This window comes from Metabacillus indicus LMG 22858, from assembly GCF_000708755.2.
Classification (GTDB): Bacteria; Bacillota; Bacilli; order Bacillales; family Bacillaceae; genus Bacillus_P; species Bacillus_P indicus.
Genome location: NZ_JGVU02000006.1, coordinates 1 through 15,606 on the forward strand (window position 1 = coordinate 1; position 15,606 = coordinate 15,606).

Here is a 15,606-nt window from a genome sequence, read left to right on the forward strand (position 1 = left end):
GTGACAGCCGAAACCGTCTTTGAATGTCAAACCATGCGGTTTGACATAGTATCCGGTATTAGCTCCGGTTTCCCGGAGTTATCCCAGTCTTACAGGCAGGTTGCCCACGTGTTACTCACCCGTCCGCCGCTGACCGCAGATGCGGTCCGCTCGACTTGCATGTATTAGGCACGCCGCCAGCGTTCGTCCTGAGCCAGGATCAAACTCTCCGAAGAAAATTTGTGACTCATAAATGTTGCTGACTTAAAAATTTAAAACGTTTGGTACGCTTTTGGTTTTGTTTAGTTTTCAAAGATCATTTTCGCTTCCTGCGAAGCTTTATTAGAATAACATTTCACCTTTTCAAAGTCAAGCGTTTTTTTCACTTTTCTTTTTCTCAGGCACCGTTGCTCTCACGCGTTTTTCGCGGCAACGAATAATAATATACCACGCTGATTTCCCCATTGCAATAGCATTTTTATCTTTTTGCAAAAAAAAATGTTATAAATGAAAACGCGCAGAAATCAGCGCGTTTCCAGATGATTTTTTGAATGCAGCAAATCCAGGAGTTTTTGTTTAATTGATACAAATTCAGCTGAAGCGAAGAGTTGGTCCGTTCGCGGCCGGCCGAAAGGAATGTCTATATGTTCAATGATCCTGCCAGGTCTCGGGGAAAACACGGCAATCCTGTCAGAAAGAAAAATCGCCTCATCCATATCATGAGTAATAAACAGGACCGTTTTCCCGGATACCTCGCAAATTCTGATAAACCATTTCTGAAGCTTGTGTCTTGTCATGGCATCAAGCTTTCCAAAAGGCTCGTCCAATAATAGAAGTTCTTTGCCGCTCAAATAAGCCCGGAGGAAGTTCGCTCTCTGCCTCATCCCGCCAGAAAGCATGGAAGGATAGTGTTGTTCAAATCCCTCAAGCCCAAACTGAGAAAAGAAAGATAGAGCTTCGGAACGCGCTTTTTCTTTCCCTGTCCCCTGCAGCTCCAGCGGAAGTATGACATTATCAAGAATTGTTCTCCACGGAAAAAGCACATCGCTTTGAGGCATATACCCGGCGTGGCCTGTTTGATTCGTTATGTCTTTCCCCTTGTAATGAACAATTCCGCCGCTTGGCTTATTTACCCCTGCAATGATATCAAGAAGAGTGCTTTTGCCGCACCCGCTCGGACCAATGATGCTGACAAATTCCCCTTTTTCTACTATAAGATCAGATGGAAGCAGGACTGGCTGATCTTTCGAGTAAGTCTTGCTGACTCCTTTTAGTGTCAGCATGCTACTTTTCAGCCTCCGGAAGGAATTCATTTGTATAAGCCTCTGCCGGATCTATGTTTTCTTCAATCAGCTTTTGTTGATACATCCAGTCAGCGTACCGTTCCCAAACTTCTTCTTTTTGAATCCCCCATTGCTTTGCATCACCCTGATACTGCTTGCTGAGCCACTTTTGACTTTCCTTTGCAAGATCTTTATTTATTTCAGGCACATGCTTAATCAGAATATCTGCCGCTTCAATCGGCTTATCGATGGCAAACTCGTAACCTTTTGCGGTTGCCTGTACAAAAGCCTGTACCGTATCCTTTTCTTTCTTTATCTTTGTCTCGCTTGCAGCGAGTACAGGTGTATAGTAGTTCAATGCTGGATCAAGGTCTTTAAGATAGATGTAATTCAGTTCTATCCCCTTTCTTTTAGCTTCTATCCCGTCCCAGCCCTCAAAGATCCATTGGAAATCCGTATCCCGGCCGATTGATTTAAAGAAATCAGTTGCACCAAGTGTGACATAATCGACTTTGCCAAAATCTGCGTCATCCTGGTTCATAACCGCACGAATCACAGCCTCTTCAGTAGGCGATCCCCATCCGCCGTACCGTTTCCCTTCAAAATCTTCAGGCGAGACAATCTCTTCTTCCTTTAATGAAGCGAAAGCAGAAGTATTTTCCTGAATAATGGCCGCAATAGAAACGATCGGCACACCTGCTGACCGCGCATGTGTGATGTTTTCCTGGTGGCTGACCGCAAAATCGACCTCGCCCGATGCAACAATTTGATCTGCGCTGACTCCCTCGCCAGGTTCTACTATCTCAACTTCAAGACCCGCTTCTTTATAGAACCCTTTTTCAATCGCCGCATAAATGCCTGTATGATTTGTATTCGGAAACCAGTCCAGCATGACCTTCACTTTTTTTGCTTCTTCACTTGAGGCATTCTCAGCAGGAGCGCATCCTGTTAAAAGGATGGATGTGCTGAATAATATGACGAGCATTCTCCGCAGTTTTTTCATCGTATTCCTCCATGTCAGTAGTGTTTATTCGCTTTGTACTTCCAGGGCATCGCCGCTCTTGCCAGCAATTCAATGACTGCAAAAATAACCAGACTTAAAGCAACAATGACGATAATGATGGCAAATACCTTTTCTGTTAAAAAAGATTGAGAGGATCTAGTAAGGATAATTCCAAGGCCTTGACTCGCTCCCAGCCACTCTCCGATAACCGCTCCCATTACACTGTATGTTCCGGCTATCTTGAGCCCTGAGAAAAAATACGGCATGGAAGCAGGAATCTTCACCTTCAAGAAGAGCTGACGTTTATTCGCTCCCATGGTCTTCATCAGTTTGATCATATCCCTGTCAGCCTGACTGAATCCGTCTGCAAGATTAATGGCTATCGGAAAAAAGCAGACAAGTGCTGTTACGATGACCTTCGGCAAGATCCCGAATCCAAACCAGATAATCAGCAGAGGTGCCAGTGCAATAATTGGAACGGTCTGTGAAAGGACAAGGAGCGGTTCAACCGCTTTTCTGATCCAGAGGGAAAGGTCAATTAAAATGGCAATGGCCACTCCTGCAGCTGCTGCTATCAGGAGGCCGAGAACAGCTTCAGTAAGCGTCTGCAGAACGTGCACTCCGAGCGTTCCTCTCATTTCAAACAGGGTGATGAAAATGTCTGTCGGTTTTGGCAGGATCCACTTCTCAATTCGAAAAAGCAAGACTGCCATCTCCCAGAGCAGAAGAAAAACGGCAAGAACGGCTGCAGGCAGCGCTATTCCTGATATAGATTCAGCGATATTTTTGGAGTTTTTCATCCATCGTTACTCCTTCGGCAGGGCGGTAGTGAATTTTGATGTGCGTCATCACTTCACTTGCACCTGCCCCGATACAGGCATCCTGTGCCTGCTTTACAATTTCAAGCAGATGATTGAGTTCCCCCTCCATAACGGTCTCCATCGCGCCGACTTCATATTTGACACCTGACTGCTGCACAACTTCAATGGCTTTGTCGACAATCTCGTATGTATTTCCGTGTGCTGATTTCGGCAGTACTTGAAACGCAAGGTTTACACTGGACATCATGAATTCCTCCCTTTCTTTCTGTGAATCTCTTAGAAAATGCAAAAAAAGGCTGCCGGTTAGGGCAGCCTTAAGCATTCGCAAAGTTCATGGAAAATAGACTCTTTTCCTGTATCCCTCCGCTGGCATTACCCAGATCAGGTTAAAGGGTCGATACAAGAATCAGTATCCTCTCAGCCGAGTTCACTCAGCTCCCCTGCTTCTATAAGATTCATGGAAACTATAGCAAGTTTTACAAGACTTGTAAAGAAAGGAAAAATACTTTCCGCTATTTTCTGAAAAAAAATAGAATTTAGGCTTGTCGAATTTTGCAGTTTCCTGTATAGTAGTGTCTAAATCATATATCGCATTTGACCACTTGGGGAGCCGCCGGCTGAGAGTGAACGTTATGTTCTGACCCGTTGAACCTGTTAAGTTAAAGCTTACGTAGGGATGTGGCGATGGATTCAAGTGATAACCCAACCAAAGCAGTGCGTGGAAACCATCCGACATTCCCCGCATTGCTTTTTTCTATGGAGAAAAGGCCCCGGTCGAATGCCGAAAAGGGGTAAAATCATGCAAACAAATAAGCGCCTGGTTTTTTTATTGGAAGCAGCGATTCTTGCTGCAATCGCCTTTCTTTTAGATTTAGCGACAAGCTTTATCGGCAAAATGCCGCAGGGAGGATCGATTTCACTTGCAATGGTGCCCGTACTGATCATGGGATTTCGCCACGGTCTAAAAGGCGGACTGCTGACAGGCTTTCTCCTCGGCCTGCTGCAGACGGTCATGGGCTATACGACCATTGTTCATCCTGTACAGGGTTTTCTGGATTACTTTGTCGCCTTTACAGCGGTTGGTGCCGGAGGTATTTTTTATAAGCAAATTCAGAACTCTCTCCATTCTTTAAACAAAGGGCGCCTGATTCTTTATGTCACACTTGCCGCTTTCCTTGGAAGCTTCCTGAGATTTGCAGCCCACACACTCGCAGGCGCTGTCTTTTTCGCTGAGTTTGCAGGAGATCAGCCGGTGCTCCTCTATTCAGCAGGGTACAACGCATCCTACATGATTCCGACATTTATCATCTGTACGATCATTCTTGTGCTGATGCTGCTGACATCCAAAGCGCTGATCATAAATAGAAAATAGAGAAAAGCACCGGAAATCCGGTGCTTTTTATCATAATCTCTTCTTTTTCAGCATGTATTAGTAGTAATAGATTTCCTATTGGAGGCCATGAAATGAATCTCACATACTCACTCATGCTGTTTGCCTTTTTTCTATCCATCTTTCATTTTCTGTATGGCTACTTTGAAGCTCTGCGGATCAGCGGCGAAGATGGCCCTGTCAGAGGATGGTCGGTTGTTTTTTCATTTCCGCTCGGATTTGTTTTTGCCTATTTTGCAGCAGTTTTTAACCAGCAAATCTGAACAAAAGCGCAAGCGCCAAGGCCCGCTCCGATAGGCAGATAAGAATCCGGCGGAAAAGTCCGGTTTTGACTTTTTTGACGGATTTGTTCTGACAGAGGATCTAGGCGCTGGAGCTTGCCGTTGATAACTTTGTTATGTTATCAACAGCCTTTTATTTTTTATAATTCCTTTAACAAAAAGCAGAACCCGGCATATGTCTGCCGGGTCTTTTTGATGCCTCTGGCGGGATTCGAACCCGCACTCCTTTCGTAAGCATAGGCTAAGGGGAACACGCTTCCCTACGGATTTTCACCGGCAGGAATTTCACCTGCCTCAGCATAGTTGCTTTTCGGTGCTTCTGAAACCTTTGCCTTGCGACCCGGTTCTACTGTTTTCCGGCGCTCTTCCCTTCTAGAGCTACAGAGGCTTATTAAGAGTCTCTGTTTTCACAGAAACTCCCGCAAGAGTTTACAGCAGCTCTTCTATTAAACTCTCAACATACTCGTTCATGTTCCCAAATGTATATCCTGTCATTTGTGCTTTTGTCACATCCAGCGTCCAGTCACCCGGAAGACCGTACGGGGACGCGTTTTCTTTTGTCACTTCCCCTGTAATGACTGCGGCTTTGTCTGCAGCACTCTCAATCTTGCCGATCAGTTCCCTCAGGGAAAGATTGTCTTCAAACGCTATATTATACGCTCCTGTCAGCTTTTCTTTTCCTATAAGAAAAAGAAAACCTGCAGCATCTTCAGATGAAGTGAAGCTGAAAGAAACATTGTCATTTTTCGCGCCAATTGGCTCTTCCCTTTTCACTTTGTCTACATGAAATAAAAAGCGCTCGGTGTAATCATCGGTTCCGATAACCAGAGCAGGCCTGACAGCTGCAACAGGCACTTTTGCATTCTGGAACAGATAAGCTTCGGCACCGCGCTTTGCCTCCTGATAACCGGTCATTCCCCCGTATTCCTTGCGGTCTTTAAACGTCGGTTCGAACGAGAGCGGGTTAAAATCCGGTTCCCTTCGTCCTTTGCCGAATTCATAGACTGCCATTGTTGATGTAAAGATGTAATGCCCTACTTTATCTTCGAGAGCCTCATAAGCGGTTTTGGCTTCGAGCGGGGAGAAACAGGACTGATCATAGACAGCGTCCCATTGCCTTCCTTCAAAAGCCCGGGTCATTGATTCTTTCTTTTCCCGGTCAATGACAAGGCGCTCGACCCTGTCTCCAAAATCATCCCGGGTTCTGCCTCTTGTTGCGACCGTCACAACCACTCCCTCCTCGAGCAGTTTATGAACAAGCCTCTTCCCAAAAAACTGTGTCCCACCTAGTATTAACGCGGTTTTCAATGTATTTCCCTCTTTCATTATGTATTCAGCCTCGCTGACAAATCCTTGAGATTCCAGCCGTATGCCGTCTCCGGATAATCGGTACCTTCAATCGCGTATGTATCCTCTCCCACTTTTTCAGGGCTGTAGCGCTCATAGAATCCCTTTGACGGGTTGGCATTCATCACCCACAGCATCATCGTTTGATAGTTCAGGTTCATCAGCTCCTCTGCTGCCGCACGAACCAGTCTCTTTCCAACACCTGCACCTTGTGCTTCTTTCAGAAGATAGATGGCGTATAATTCGCCATCATAGCCGAATTCCTGAGATCTGGACGGACCAAATCCCGCAAACCCGACAATTTTGCCCTCTTCATCTTCTGCAACGAACACAGTATCCGGATTCAGATTCCGCCAGATTTTCTCTTTGCTCTCGTAAGTCAGACTATTTAAAAATGAATCTGCTACGATTCCCTTATACGTTGTCCGCCAGCTGTCGACGTGCACAATCGCAATTTGCTTTGCATCTTTTCTGGCAGCTTTTCTTATCAGTATCTTCATTTTTCAACACTCCTTGCTGATGAAAATTCGACAACATTCAATAAAAACCCTGTTTCAAAAGGAGTTTCTTTTTTTGCAGAGAATAAGTTTACTAGACCAAATCAATTGGAGGCCTACAGTGAAAATCGTACTTCATGCCGTCCTGTCCATTCTTTATATCGTGTACTTCACCGCTGTCTTTTACGTTTTGTTTCTTTTTTTAAATATCCCGGCATCTGTGATTTCCGGGACCATTATATGCCTGCTGCTCCTTGGCCTCTTTATCTATTCCGTCTACGAAATGATTCACAGCAAAGAAAGGAATCTTCTTTTTTTCAGAGGGCTGTCAGGAACAATCGCCCTTTCGGTAACAAGCATCAGCCTGATCATTACGCTGTTTTTCGTTGTGCTGATGAACATTATGACCACTCATGTAAATTACCAGAGCATCAGTCCGCGCGAAAAATTCGAATTCCAGGTCAATGCCTTCCTGCCGGTTGATCCTTACCAAGAATACAAAGACAAAGCACTGACAAAAACAATCTCACATTTAACTGTCTTTTACCCGTCACTGAAGAAAAAGGATCTTGAGCTAGTAGAAAATGAATATAAACAGGCAAGAGAAATAAGCACTCGCCTGCTCGGCGAGATTGAGGATCAGCCAATAGACCTTATTCTTTTAGACGAATCGCCTGACTCTCTGCACGAGCTTGATTATCTGGATTATATGGGTTTCTACGACCACATCAAAAAAACGATGGCTGTTGTCATTCCCGATGAATACAATGCCTCATCTCCTGTTGTGATTGAAACGTTTTACCACGAGTATTCTCATTATTATTTAGAAAAGACACTGGAGAAGCTCAGCATTGAGCCTTACAAAATCCCGATCTGGTTTAATGAAGGACTGGCTGAATATGCGGGGTATAACGGGAAAGAGGTACTCATCCCCCTGCAGACTACCGTTCCTTTCTACGATCTCATCAATCCGGGAGACTGGGCAAATGCCCTTGAAAAAAGCACGGAAGCTGACATTTATACTCAAAGCTATTATGCGGTAAAGATGCTTGCCGATGAATTTGGAGAAGAGATCATCCTCCAGCTGCTGAAGGAAACAAAAGCGGCCGGAAGCTTTGAAGAAGCCCTTAAAAATAAAACCGGATATACGTATGAAGAGTTAGAAAGAAAATTAAAAGAGCAATAAAATGGAAAGAGCACCAGGGAACAGCCCGGGTGCTCTTTTCCGTTTTACACGGCTTGTTGTTCAGGAATTTCCGCTCCTGTTTTTTTCTCAGTCATAAAAAGAAGCACACCGGCAACAATGATTCCGCCACCAATCACCTGCGTAAGGAGAACCGTCTCAGCCAAAAAGAAATAGGCCAGGATAATCGAGCCCACCGGTTCAAACAGAATGGCGACCGAGATGACATTTGTCGAAATCCACTTCAGCGACCAGTTAAACAGCGAATGCCCAAGCAGGGTCGGGACTAACGCAAGCAGAAGAAAATATATCCAGTCCTGTTGCGGATAGCCGCCGAGCGGATACTTCAGAGCCAGACAGTAGATTAGAAGTGTCACGGAGCTGACGGCATAGACGATGAACGTATAAAGCGTCAGAGAGTGCCTTTTCCTCACTCCCTGGCCAAAAAGAAGGTACGCCGTGACCATCGCACAGGCTGCCAGAGCAAGAAAGTCTCCGAACAGAGCAAGACCGCTGATTCTGAAATCTCCCCAGCTGATAACAGCACTGCCGGCAATCGCCAGCAGGGCACTGATTACTCCCCTGATTGAAACTCTTTCTTTAAAAAAGAAATACGTTCCGATAAAAGCAAACAGCGGCTGAAGCGTCACGAGAACAACCGAACTTGCCACAGACGTGTAGTTAAGGGATTCAAACCAGAGGATAAAATGAAAGGCAAGCAGCACCCCGGCCAGAGCGGAATAGCTCCAGTCTTTCCGTGACATCGTCTTTAGCTGCGGCAGACATTTTGCCAGAAAAAGAGGCAGAACAAGCAGCGTGGAAAAAAAGAGCCTGTAAAAGGCAATAACCGGCGCAGGAGCAGATGTCAGTTTTACAAAGATAGCGGATGTTGAAACAGCCGCAACCCCCACAGCAAGTGCGATATATGGATACAAAGTGGTTTTATTCATGTTTTTTCTCCTTCACCATTCACTCATTTCCATTATACTGCATGATGGACCCGGCAATTTGCAGAATATTATTTTCAAAACTTTCAAAAAATAGTTATAATGAAAGCGTAACCATTTTAATGTTCCGGGAGGTCCTATGCAATCACTTAAAAACAAAACCATCGGCCAATTATTGAAAGACACTGTTTCTGCATACGGAAATAGAGATGCAGTCGTCTATTCAAAGGAAAACATCCGCTATACCTATGATGAGTTCTATCGCGAGACAACTAAACTCGCAAAAGCGTTAATCGGACTCGGCGTAAAAAAAGGCGAAAACATTGCCATATGGGCTACGAATGTTCCTGAATGGCTGCTCCTTCAGTTTGCATCTGCCCGCATTGGGGCCGTGCTTGTCACTGTCAACACCAGCTATCAAAGCAGTGAACTCAAGTATTTGCTGCAGCAGTCAGACTCTGCCGCTCTCTTTCTGATTGACGGCTATAAAGGAACATCTTACGTTGATCTGGTCCGCTCCATCACGACTGAAACCTCTTCAGAAAACAGCTCACAGCCTGCACTCCCTTACTTGAAGAATCTCATTTACATAGGACAGAATGAAGCACCGGAGGGAATGCTCAGCTGGAACGACCTTCTCCTCCGCGGCATGAAAGTGACCGATGAAGAACTTGCAGAACGTGAGAGCCTGCTCACACCTGAAGGCGTTATAAATATGCAGTATACGTCAGGTACAACCGGTTTTCCGAAAGGTGTTATGCTGACGCATCATAATATCGTCAACAACGGGTTTTTGGTGGCAAGTGCGATGAATTTGACTCATGAAGACCGCCTGTGTATTCCTGTCCCGTTTTTCCACTGCTTCGGCTGCGTTCTCGGCGTGCTTGCCTGCGTTTCGGTCGGGGCGGCAATGGTTCCGATTGTGGAATTCGACCCTGACCTTGTTCTTCAGACGGTTGAGAAAGAAAAATGCACCGGGCTGCATGGCGTGCCAACGATGTTTATCGCGGTGCTGAACTCTCCAAATTTCAAAAAATACGATCTCTCCACGTTAAGAACAGGCATTATGGCTGGCTCCACCTGTCCGATTGAGGTGATGAAAAAAGTGATGAACGACATGGGTATGTCGGAAATCACAATCGCCTACGGACAAACAGAAGCCTCTCCTGTTATTACGCAGACGACAGTAACAGATTCCATCGAACGCAAAGTGGAAACGGTCGGCAAGGCACATCCGCATGTGGAAGTAAAAATTATCGATCCCGTTACAGGAGAAGAAGTGCCAAGAGGCGTGCAGGGCGAGCTTTGCACAAGAGGGTATCTTGTCATGAAAGGGTATTACAAAATGCCGGAGGCTACTGAGGAAGCTATTGATAAACAAGGCTGGCTTCATACCGGCGACCTGGCAACAATGGATGAGCACGGCTATATTGTCATCACCGGACGCCTCAAGGATATGATTATCCGCGGGGGCGAGAATGTCTATCCTCGTGAAATTGAAGAGTTCCTTTACCGTCACGAAGACATTATGGACGTTCAGGTGATTGGTGTTCCGGATGAAAAATACGGAGAAAGAGTGGCAGCCTGCATCGTTTTAAAAGAAGGCGCAGCACTTACTGCTGATGACGTAAAAGCCTTCTGCAGAGGACAGCTGTCCCATTATAAAATCCCTGAATACTACACCTTTGTCAAAGACTATCCAATGACCGCTTCAGGAAAAATCCAAAAATACAAACTCAGGGAGCAAGTGAAAAACGCATTGGCAAGGGAACTGTCTGAGAAAAGCTGAAAAGAGATTTCCTGCAGGCAAGTTTGATAGAATAACGGCAGAAGGGAGAGATCACCATGCTCGACTATACATTGAACGTAAGAGAAGAACTGATCAGAGAAACAGAACAAATGACAGATGAACAGCTGAACATGAAACCCTCACAGGATGTCTGGAGTCCTGGACAGATTCTCGACCATCTGTATCTGATGGAAACCGTCATCACAGGCGGCCTCAAGCACGTATTGATGAACGGCGAAAAAAAAGAGGCCTCTGAAAAACCGCTCCAACTGGTCATTGACCGCTCACGCAAAGTGCCGGCACCTGAAAACCTGAAGCCGGCAGAAGGCCCATTTTCAAAAGAAGAACTATTCTCAAAGCTTGACCGCTCGCGGCGTGAACTCATCAACTTTGCAGAAACAGCTCCTGAACAGGAACTGGAAGAAAAGGCGATGAAGCATCCGCATCTCGGAGACCTTTCTCTCAAGCAATGGATCGAATTCATCGGCTATCATGAGAAAAGACACCTGCTTCAGCTGCTCGAAGTGCGGAGTGCAGTTTCCTAAAAGAGAGACTTCTACAGAAACGCACTAAAAGCGCAGACATTGTCTGCGCTTTTTTTGTTCCTGATTATGTATTCAGGAGCCTCACCAGCAGTACCACTTCTTCCAGATTTCCCATGACTCTTTAGGAATTTGCGGGAAACAGTCTTCCCATTCTTTCTTCGTATACTTTTTCCAGCCCCATCCCCACCAGAACTTGGTCCAGCAATAATAATACTTGCCGTCATATTTGACGGTATTCGGCTGGTACTGATTCTGCTGACTGTTTCCATAGTCATAGTTCTTCGTCTTATCCCCGAAGAAATAAGAGAAAACCGAATCCAGCAACGAATCAAACGAGTTTTGCTGCGGCTGTGAGTAATTGTAGCCTGTCGCTGAAGCGTAAGTCGGAGCAAAAAGGACAGAAATCATAATAAAAGCGATAACAGCATGTTTCCATCTTTTCAGGGTATTCACTTCCTTTACAAAGTTTTCCTGACACTAGTAGTTTACACGATAAGTTCTCAATAGAGAACAAAATAGTTTAATAAGACTATGTAAATTTTCATTCTTTTCACTCATAACAGCCCCAATCACAACCATTAATGGTATTATTTAATAGGTAGTACTTACATAAAAGGAGCTTGGAACTGTGAAAAAAGGACTTAAAATTGCAGCTGCAGCTGTCATGGTGATGCTTGCGGCCGGGGTCATCGGCGTCTGGACAATGGTTTACTTGAAAAACACCAGTGCTGAAGAAAATTCTACCGCCGCTGAAACCAACTGGCGCCCTCAGCAAGTGCAGGATTATGGGGACACAGAAAATCCGGAATACGCTGATGCAGGTGAATTCATCAAAAAATTTCATGAGTTCTACAATCAAACAACCGGCTGGGAAAGAATCAATGATCTGAACATGCCTGACCAAATTGCCCGGGCTGAAGCAGCAAAGGCCTATGCCGGCCATTTCATTCCGCTGACGGAAGATCCTGCTTTAAAAAACGATCTTGAAGCCATCATCATGCATGCCGACAGTGTCATCGCAGGAAACACTGAGACCGTCCTGACTCTTCATCGTTATTTTCATGATTTAGATATTGCTGTAAACGGATATGTCCATGAGCAAATTTTCGGAGTCACCGAAAGCAAATAAAAAACAGTCAAAACTTTTTTCGTTTTGACTGTTTTTTCTATTGCAACATAGTGAATCACGGAGTATAATTTAGTATATCGCCAGGAACAACTGGCACTAATTTTATACGGGGCATTAGCTCAGCTGGGAGAGCGCTACGCTGGCAGCGTAGAGGTCATCGGTTCGATCCCGTTATGCTCCATATCCGGAAACCCTTGTGCAGCAAGGGTTTCTTTTTTTTGCACTCTTTAAAAGCCAAAAGACAGGAAGCACATCATGCGCTCCCTGTCTTTTCTATTCGTTTCAGCTCTTCTATTAAAACTTAAACTTCTTCAATTCTTCCTGAAGCTCTCCCGCAATATGACTCAGTGAGGCGGCAGAAGCAGAAACTTCCTGCATGGCTGTCAATTGTTCTTTTGAGGACACTGCAGCGTTTTGCGAATTTAAGGATGTATCTGTTGCTGCGTTTGCAAGCGAATGGATTCTTCCGTTTACGTGCTTTGAGTCACCCGCCATTTTCTTTGCGGATCTTGAAACTTCTTCGATTTTTTCTGAGACCAGGTGAATGGAAGCGATGATATTTTTAAATGCATGTCCGGCCTCATTCATCGCATCCGTCCCTTTTTTCACTTCGCCTTCACCTTGTGCCATTGATGAGATCGCTGTACTGGCATCGTTTTGAATGTGGCCGATTAATTCATCTATTTGATCTGCTGATTCTTTCGACTGCTCGGCAAGCTTCCTTACTTCATCAGCAACAATGGCAAATCCCCGTCCGTGTTCTCCTGCACGAGCAGCTTCAATTGCAGCGTTCAAAGATAACAGGTTTGTCTGCTCTGCAATCCCTGTAATCATCTCGGCTATTTTCCCGATTTCTTTTGAACGGTTTCCTAAATTAGATAAAAGGTGTGATGTCGTTGCAACTGATGTCTGGATGGCCCCCATTTGCTCAACGGCTTTGTCTACAAGAATATTACCGTCAGAAGCCTGTTTCGCTGCGGTCTGCGACTCTCTGGAAACATCTTCGGATGATTCGGCAATCTGGTAAACTCCTTTCGCCATTTCCTCCATCGACCGCACAGATTCATTGGCACTTTCAGAAGAGGTATTGGCATCTTCGGCAATTCCCTGAATTGTTGCCGTTACTTGCAGGGCAGACGCAGAAGAATGCTCTGCTGATGCGTCGAGCTGCTGAGAGGCTGCCGCTACCTGTCCTGATGTGTCTGAGACTCTCTGCATAAACGCCTTTAAATTGACCGACATTGTATTTGAAGCCACAATGAGGCGGCCGATTTCATCCTGGGACTGCGTCTGAATAAGATCGCCTTTGAGGTCTCCTTTAGAGATGGTTTCGAGTCTGTCCACGATGAGGGCAGCAGCCTTTGAAATTCCATTGGCATTTAAAAGACCAATAATGAGAGCTGCTGCAAAAGCGATCACAGAAGCAATAACAATGATTATTTTAGATTGGTTTGAAGACTCAATCGTTTCAGATGTCTGATCACTTGTAATCTTATTTTGTATTTTTACAACTTCTGCCCAAGCATCAATCGCTTCCTGACTGTACGGGAGACATTTCTCCTCCATCAGCTGCAGGGCTTTCTCTCGTTCTCCGCTGTCATATAGAGGGATAATTTCTTCAGTAACTAGCGTCCTCCATTTGATCGTCTTTTCATCCGCTTCCGAGAGAGCAGATTCCACTTCTTTTGAAATCTTTCCGTTTTGGATAGCCTCTTGCAATACTTTTTCGGTTTCGATCGCTTTTTCCGTTTCTTCTAAAAATTGCTTTTTGAACTCTTCCCTGTCAAATAAAATATAATCACGCGCAATTTTTGCCCTGTACGCCACGCTGAATGTCATCGAATTTGAAGATTCCAGAAACGCCAAATCATTTGCGGTGATCTCCTCTACATCATCAGAGATCCGGTTTATCGTCATATAACTGAACACGGCAATGATGACCAATAAAAGTAAAACAATCGCATAGCTCATTAAGATTTTCCATTTTATACTCTTCATATTTTCCCCCTTTTACCTTCATGCTTACCCTTACTCAATGCTTTTGCTATTTCAGTCCATCAGTCCCGTCTGTGCTGGCCGGTTGCGCTACTTGCTCCCGATCGTTAAAGCGCCCAATTATAAACGATCAATCTCTGCATTCCACTTATTACTTTCTACCTATATTATCGGACGGAAAAATCCTCTATTTAGCGGACAGCGCGTGAAAGCATAAAAAATTCTGAAATTAGTTAAGGCAGTTTTGAACCTGAGAGTTCAAAAAATTGAAAGCAAAAGGGGAGGACGGCTATAAAGTGCCGTCCTCAGTTAGAAGAGATAATCCGATGTTTCTAGTTAAACGACTTTCTTGAAAACTCTTGTAATCTTTTATTGCCAAGCTCAGCTACATACAAATTCCCGCTCTCATCAACAGCAATATCATGCGGAATTTTCATCTGGCCTTCTTTGCTGCCCCAAGTGCCGAATCGCTCCAGTATCGTTCCTTCTTTGTCTAAAACAATGACCTGGCTTGTAAAATTTCCTTCTGCGCCGTTCAGGGAATCGCCGCCGTCAACAACGTAAATGTTTCCGTCACTCGCAGCTTCTACACCAAACGGCCTGCCGATCTCCGGCATGTCCCAGCGGTCAAGATACTGTCCATTTTTATCAAATACCTGTATGCGTGCATTGCTTCGGTCTGCGACATAGATTCTGCCTTCGCTGTCGCTGCTGATTCCGTGCGGCAAGTTGAATTCTCCCGGCTCGTCTCCATGCTGATTAATCTGCCATTCCAGTTTTCCTTCTTTATCAAATTTAGCTATTCTCCGGTTTCTGTAGCCGTCCGAAACAGCGAATGAGCCGTCATCCATGACCGTTACATCTGTAGGGCGCGCAAATGTGTATTCGTCCATGAAAACAGGAAAGTTTGGAAGCAGATTTCGAATGCGGAGACTCCATTCCATACCCGTCCGGTACTCATTTCCGAATGATTGCATAAGCTTACCTTCCGGACTCAATTTAAAAACCTTATTTAAAGAAACGTCTGTCACCCAGATGTTATCCTCGCTGTCGATTTCAAGACCATGCGGAGATTTGAACATGCCTTCTCCCAAAGTTCTCTTAACTTTTTTTGTTTTTCCGTCCAAAACGACAATCGTTGGTTCTTTAATAACATCTTTTCCGCTGTACTCTCCGCTTGCTCTGTGAAAATAGTAAATATCTCCTTCAGAGTTAACCGCCACACCGCTTGCTTCACCAGCTGCGCTTTTCTCTTCAGGCGTTTTCGGCCAGAGAACTTCAGCTGAGTAAGTTTTTGTTTCCGGTATTTCAACCGGCTTTTCTTTAAAAATAACGTCTGATCCTCCCTGGCTGAACCATACGATTAATCCTGTGATGCTGAGTGCCGCCAAAAAGAACGAGTTCTTTTTATTCATTT

General features: G+C 45.0%; 16 protein-coding genes, 1 tRNA gene, 1 rRNA gene and 3 riboswitches. Of the genes, 7 read left to right on the top strand and 11 right to left on the bottom strand.

Features of this window, described 5'->3' with window-relative positions:
• The 5 genes from AZ46_RS14530 to AZ46_RS14550 form a co-directional block, all read right to left on the bottom strand.
• Window positions 1-215, bottom strand: a 16S ribosomal RNA gene (locus tag AZ46_RS14530); the annotation flags it as partial.
• A gap of 288 nt (window positions 216-503) precedes the next feature.
• Entirely contained in the window at window positions 504-1,262 is a 759-nt protein-coding gene (locus tag AZ46_RS14535) for an ABC transporter ATP-binding protein (protein WP_029283869.1), read from the bottom strand.
• Between the two features lies 1 nt (window position 1,263).
• Window positions 1,264-2,265, bottom strand: a complete 1,002-nt coding sequence (locus AZ46_RS14540; protein ID WP_029283871.1) for an ABC transporter substrate-binding protein — start codon at window positions 2,263-2,265, stop codon at window positions 1,264-1,266.
• 14 nt (window positions 2,266-2,279) lie between these two features.
• Window positions 2,280-3,065: an ABC transporter permease gene (locus AZ46_RS14545; protein WP_051865571.1), complete on the bottom strand. Its 786-nt coding sequence runs from the start codon at window positions 3,063-3,065 to the stop codon at window positions 2,280-2,282.
• The gene (locus AZ46_RS14550; RefSeq protein ID WP_029283875.1) at window positions 3,040-3,333 is read right to left on the bottom strand and encodes a thiamine-binding protein; all 294 of its coding nucleotides are present in this window, start codon (window positions 3,331-3,333) and stop codon (window positions 3,040-3,042) included. Before AZ46_RS14550 ends, AZ46_RS14545 begins: the two co-directional genes overlap by 26 nt.
• A 93-nt stretch (window positions 3,334-3,426) precedes the next feature.
• Window positions 3,427-3,538, bottom strand: a riboswitch (TPP riboswitch).
• 141 nt (window positions 3,539-3,679) lie between these two features.
• Window positions 3,680-3,780, top strand: a riboswitch (TPP riboswitch).
• 105 nt (window positions 3,781-3,885) lie between these two features.
• On the opposite strand from AZ46_RS14550, the gene thiT reads away from it, so the two are divergent.
• On the top strand, window positions 3,886-4,458 hold the full coding sequence (thiT, locus tag AZ46_RS14555; RefSeq protein WP_029283877.1) for an energy-coupled thiamine transporter ThiT: 573 nt from the start codon (window positions 3,886-3,888) through the stop codon (window positions 4,456-4,458).
• Window positions 4,459-4,550: 92 nt separating this feature from the next.
• On the top strand, window positions 4,551-4,739 hold the full coding sequence (locus AZ46_RS14560; protein WP_029283879.1) for a hypothetical protein: 189 nt from the start codon (window positions 4,551-4,553) through the stop codon (window positions 4,737-4,739).
• A gap of 447 nt (window positions 4,740-5,186) precedes the next feature.
• On the opposite strand, the gene AZ46_RS14565 is transcribed toward AZ46_RS14560, so the two are convergent.
• Both AZ46_RS14565 and AZ46_RS14570 read right to left on the bottom strand, forming a co-directional pair.
• Window positions 5,187-6,083: an NAD-dependent epimerase/dehydratase family protein gene (locus AZ46_RS14565; protein WP_081870204.1), complete on the bottom strand. Its 897-nt coding sequence runs from the start codon at window positions 6,081-6,083 to the stop codon at window positions 5,187-5,189.
• Complete coding sequence (locus tag AZ46_RS14570) at window positions 6,083-6,604, bottom strand: GNAT family N-acetyltransferase (RefSeq protein ID WP_029283883.1); 522 nt, start codon at window positions 6,602-6,604, stop codon at window positions 6,083-6,085. The genes AZ46_RS14565 and AZ46_RS14570 overlap by 1 nt, the downstream gene beginning before the upstream one ends.
• Window positions 6,605-6,722: 118 nt before the next feature.
• Here AZ46_RS14570 and AZ46_RS14575 point away from each other — a divergent pair, with 118 nt between their 5' ends.
• Entirely contained in the window at window positions 6,723-7,787 is a 1,065-nt protein-coding gene (locus AZ46_RS14575; protein ID WP_029283884.1) for a peptidase MA family metallohydrolase, read from the top strand.
• A 44-nt stretch (window positions 7,788-7,831) separates the two neighbouring features.
• On the opposite strand, the gene AZ46_RS14580 is transcribed toward AZ46_RS14575, so the two are convergent.
• A complete protein-coding gene (locus AZ46_RS14580) occupies window positions 7,832-8,734 on the bottom strand; it encodes a DMT family transporter (protein ID WP_029283886.1) in 903 nt (300 codons plus the stop codon).
• A gap of 136 nt (window positions 8,735-8,870) precedes the next feature.
• Between AZ46_RS14580 and AZ46_RS14585 the strand changes: the two genes are divergently transcribed.
• Window positions 8,871-10,520, top strand: coding sequence for an AMP-binding protein (locus AZ46_RS14585; protein ID WP_029283889.1), 1,650 nt, complete (start codon window positions 8,871-8,873; stop codon window positions 10,518-10,520).
• 56 nt (window positions 10,521-10,576) lie between these two features.
• Window positions 10,577-11,065, top strand: a complete 489-nt coding sequence (locus AZ46_RS14590) for a DinB family protein (protein WP_029283891.1) — start codon at window positions 10,577-10,579, stop codon at window positions 11,063-11,065.
• 81 nt (window positions 11,066-11,146) lie between these two features.
• Here the strand turns inward: AZ46_RS14590 and AZ46_RS14595 are convergent, their stop codons facing one another.
• The gene (locus AZ46_RS14595) at window positions 11,147-11,518 is read right to left on the bottom strand and encodes a hypothetical protein (protein ID WP_029283893.1); all 372 of its coding nucleotides are present in this window, start codon (window positions 11,516-11,518) and stop codon (window positions 11,147-11,149) included.
• A 175-nt stretch (window positions 11,519-11,693) separates the two neighbouring features.
• On the opposite strand from AZ46_RS14595, the gene AZ46_RS21020 reads away from it, so the two are divergent.
• Together AZ46_RS21020 and AZ46_RS14605 are read left to right on the top strand one after the other, a co-directional pair.
• Window positions 11,694-12,194 carry a hypothetical protein gene (locus AZ46_RS21020; RefSeq protein ID WP_029283895.1) on the top strand — a complete coding sequence of 167 codons (501 nt, stop codon included), beginning with the start codon at window positions 11,694-11,696 and terminating at the stop codon, window positions 12,192-12,194.
• A 108-nt stretch (window positions 12,195-12,302) separates the two neighbouring features.
• Window positions 12,303-12,375 (top strand) — tRNA-Ala (locus tag AZ46_RS14605).
• A 113-nt stretch (window positions 12,376-12,488) separates the two neighbouring features.
• Here the strand turns inward: AZ46_RS14605 and AZ46_RS14610 are convergent.
• Window positions 12,489-14,192, bottom strand: coding sequence for a methyl-accepting chemotaxis protein (locus AZ46_RS14610; protein ID WP_029283897.1), 1,704 nt, complete (start codon window positions 14,190-14,192; stop codon window positions 12,489-12,491).
• A gap of 67 nt (window positions 14,193-14,259) precedes the next feature.
• Window positions 14,260-14,341: riboswitch (cyclic di-GMP riboswitch) on the bottom strand.
• Between the two features lie 180 nt (window positions 14,342-14,521).
• On the bottom strand, window positions 14,522-15,604 hold the full coding sequence (locus AZ46_RS14615; protein ID WP_029283899.1) for a peptidyl-alpha-hydroxyglycine alpha-amidating lyase family protein: 1,083 nt from the start codon (window positions 15,602-15,604) through the stop codon (window positions 14,522-14,524).
• Window positions 15,605-15,606 lie beyond the last annotated feature (2 nt).

Excerpts from the sequence above, each read along its gene's own strand:
- AZ46_RS14535 (WP_029283869.1), bottom strand. The coding sequence starts at position 1,262 with ATGCTGACACTAAAAGGAGTCAGCAAGACTTACTCGAAAGATCAGCCA.
- AZ46_RS14540 (WP_029283871.1), bottom strand. The coding sequence starts at position 2,265 with ATGAAAAAACTGCGGAGAATGCTCGTCATATTATTCAGCACATCCATC.
- AZ46_RS14545 (WP_051865571.1), bottom strand. The coding sequence starts at position 3,065 with ATGAAAAACTCCAAAAATATCGCTGAATCTATATCAGGAATAGCGCTG.
- AZ46_RS14550 (WP_029283875.1), bottom strand. The coding sequence starts at position 3,333 with ATGATGTCCAGTGTAAACCTTGCGTTTCAAGTACTGCCGAAATCAGCA.
- thiT (WP_029283877.1), top strand. The coding sequence starts at position 3,886 with ATGCAAACAAATAAGCGCCTGGTTTTTTTATTGGAAGCAGCGATTCTT.
- AZ46_RS14560 (WP_029283879.1), top strand. The coding sequence starts at position 4,551 with ATGAATCTCACATACTCACTCATGCTGTTTGCCTTTTTTCTATCCATC.
- AZ46_RS14565 (WP_081870204.1), bottom strand. The coding sequence starts at position 6,083 with ATGAAAGAGGGAAATACATTGAAAACCGCGTTAATACTAGGTGGGACA.
- AZ46_RS14570 (WP_029283883.1), bottom strand. The coding sequence starts at position 6,604 with ATGAAGATACTGATAAGAAAAGCTGCCAGAAAAGATGCAAAGCAAATT.
- AZ46_RS14580 (WP_029283886.1), bottom strand. The coding sequence starts at position 8,734 with ATGAATAAAACCACTTTGTATCCATATATCGCACTTGCTGTGGGGGTT.
- AZ46_RS14585 (WP_029283889.1), top strand. The coding sequence starts at position 8,871 with ATGCAATCACTTAAAAACAAAACCATCGGCCAATTATTGAAAGACACT.
- AZ46_RS14590 (WP_029283891.1), top strand. The coding sequence starts at position 10,577 with ATGCTCGACTATACATTGAACGTAAGAGAAGAACTGATCAGAGAAACA.
- AZ46_RS14610 (WP_029283897.1), bottom strand. The coding sequence starts at position 14,192 with ATGAAGAGTATAAAATGGAAAATCTTAATGAGCTATGCGATTGTTTTA.
- AZ46_RS14615 (WP_029283899.1), bottom strand. The coding sequence starts at position 15,604 with ATGAATAAAAAGAACTCGTTCTTTTTGGCGGCACTCAGCATCACAGGA.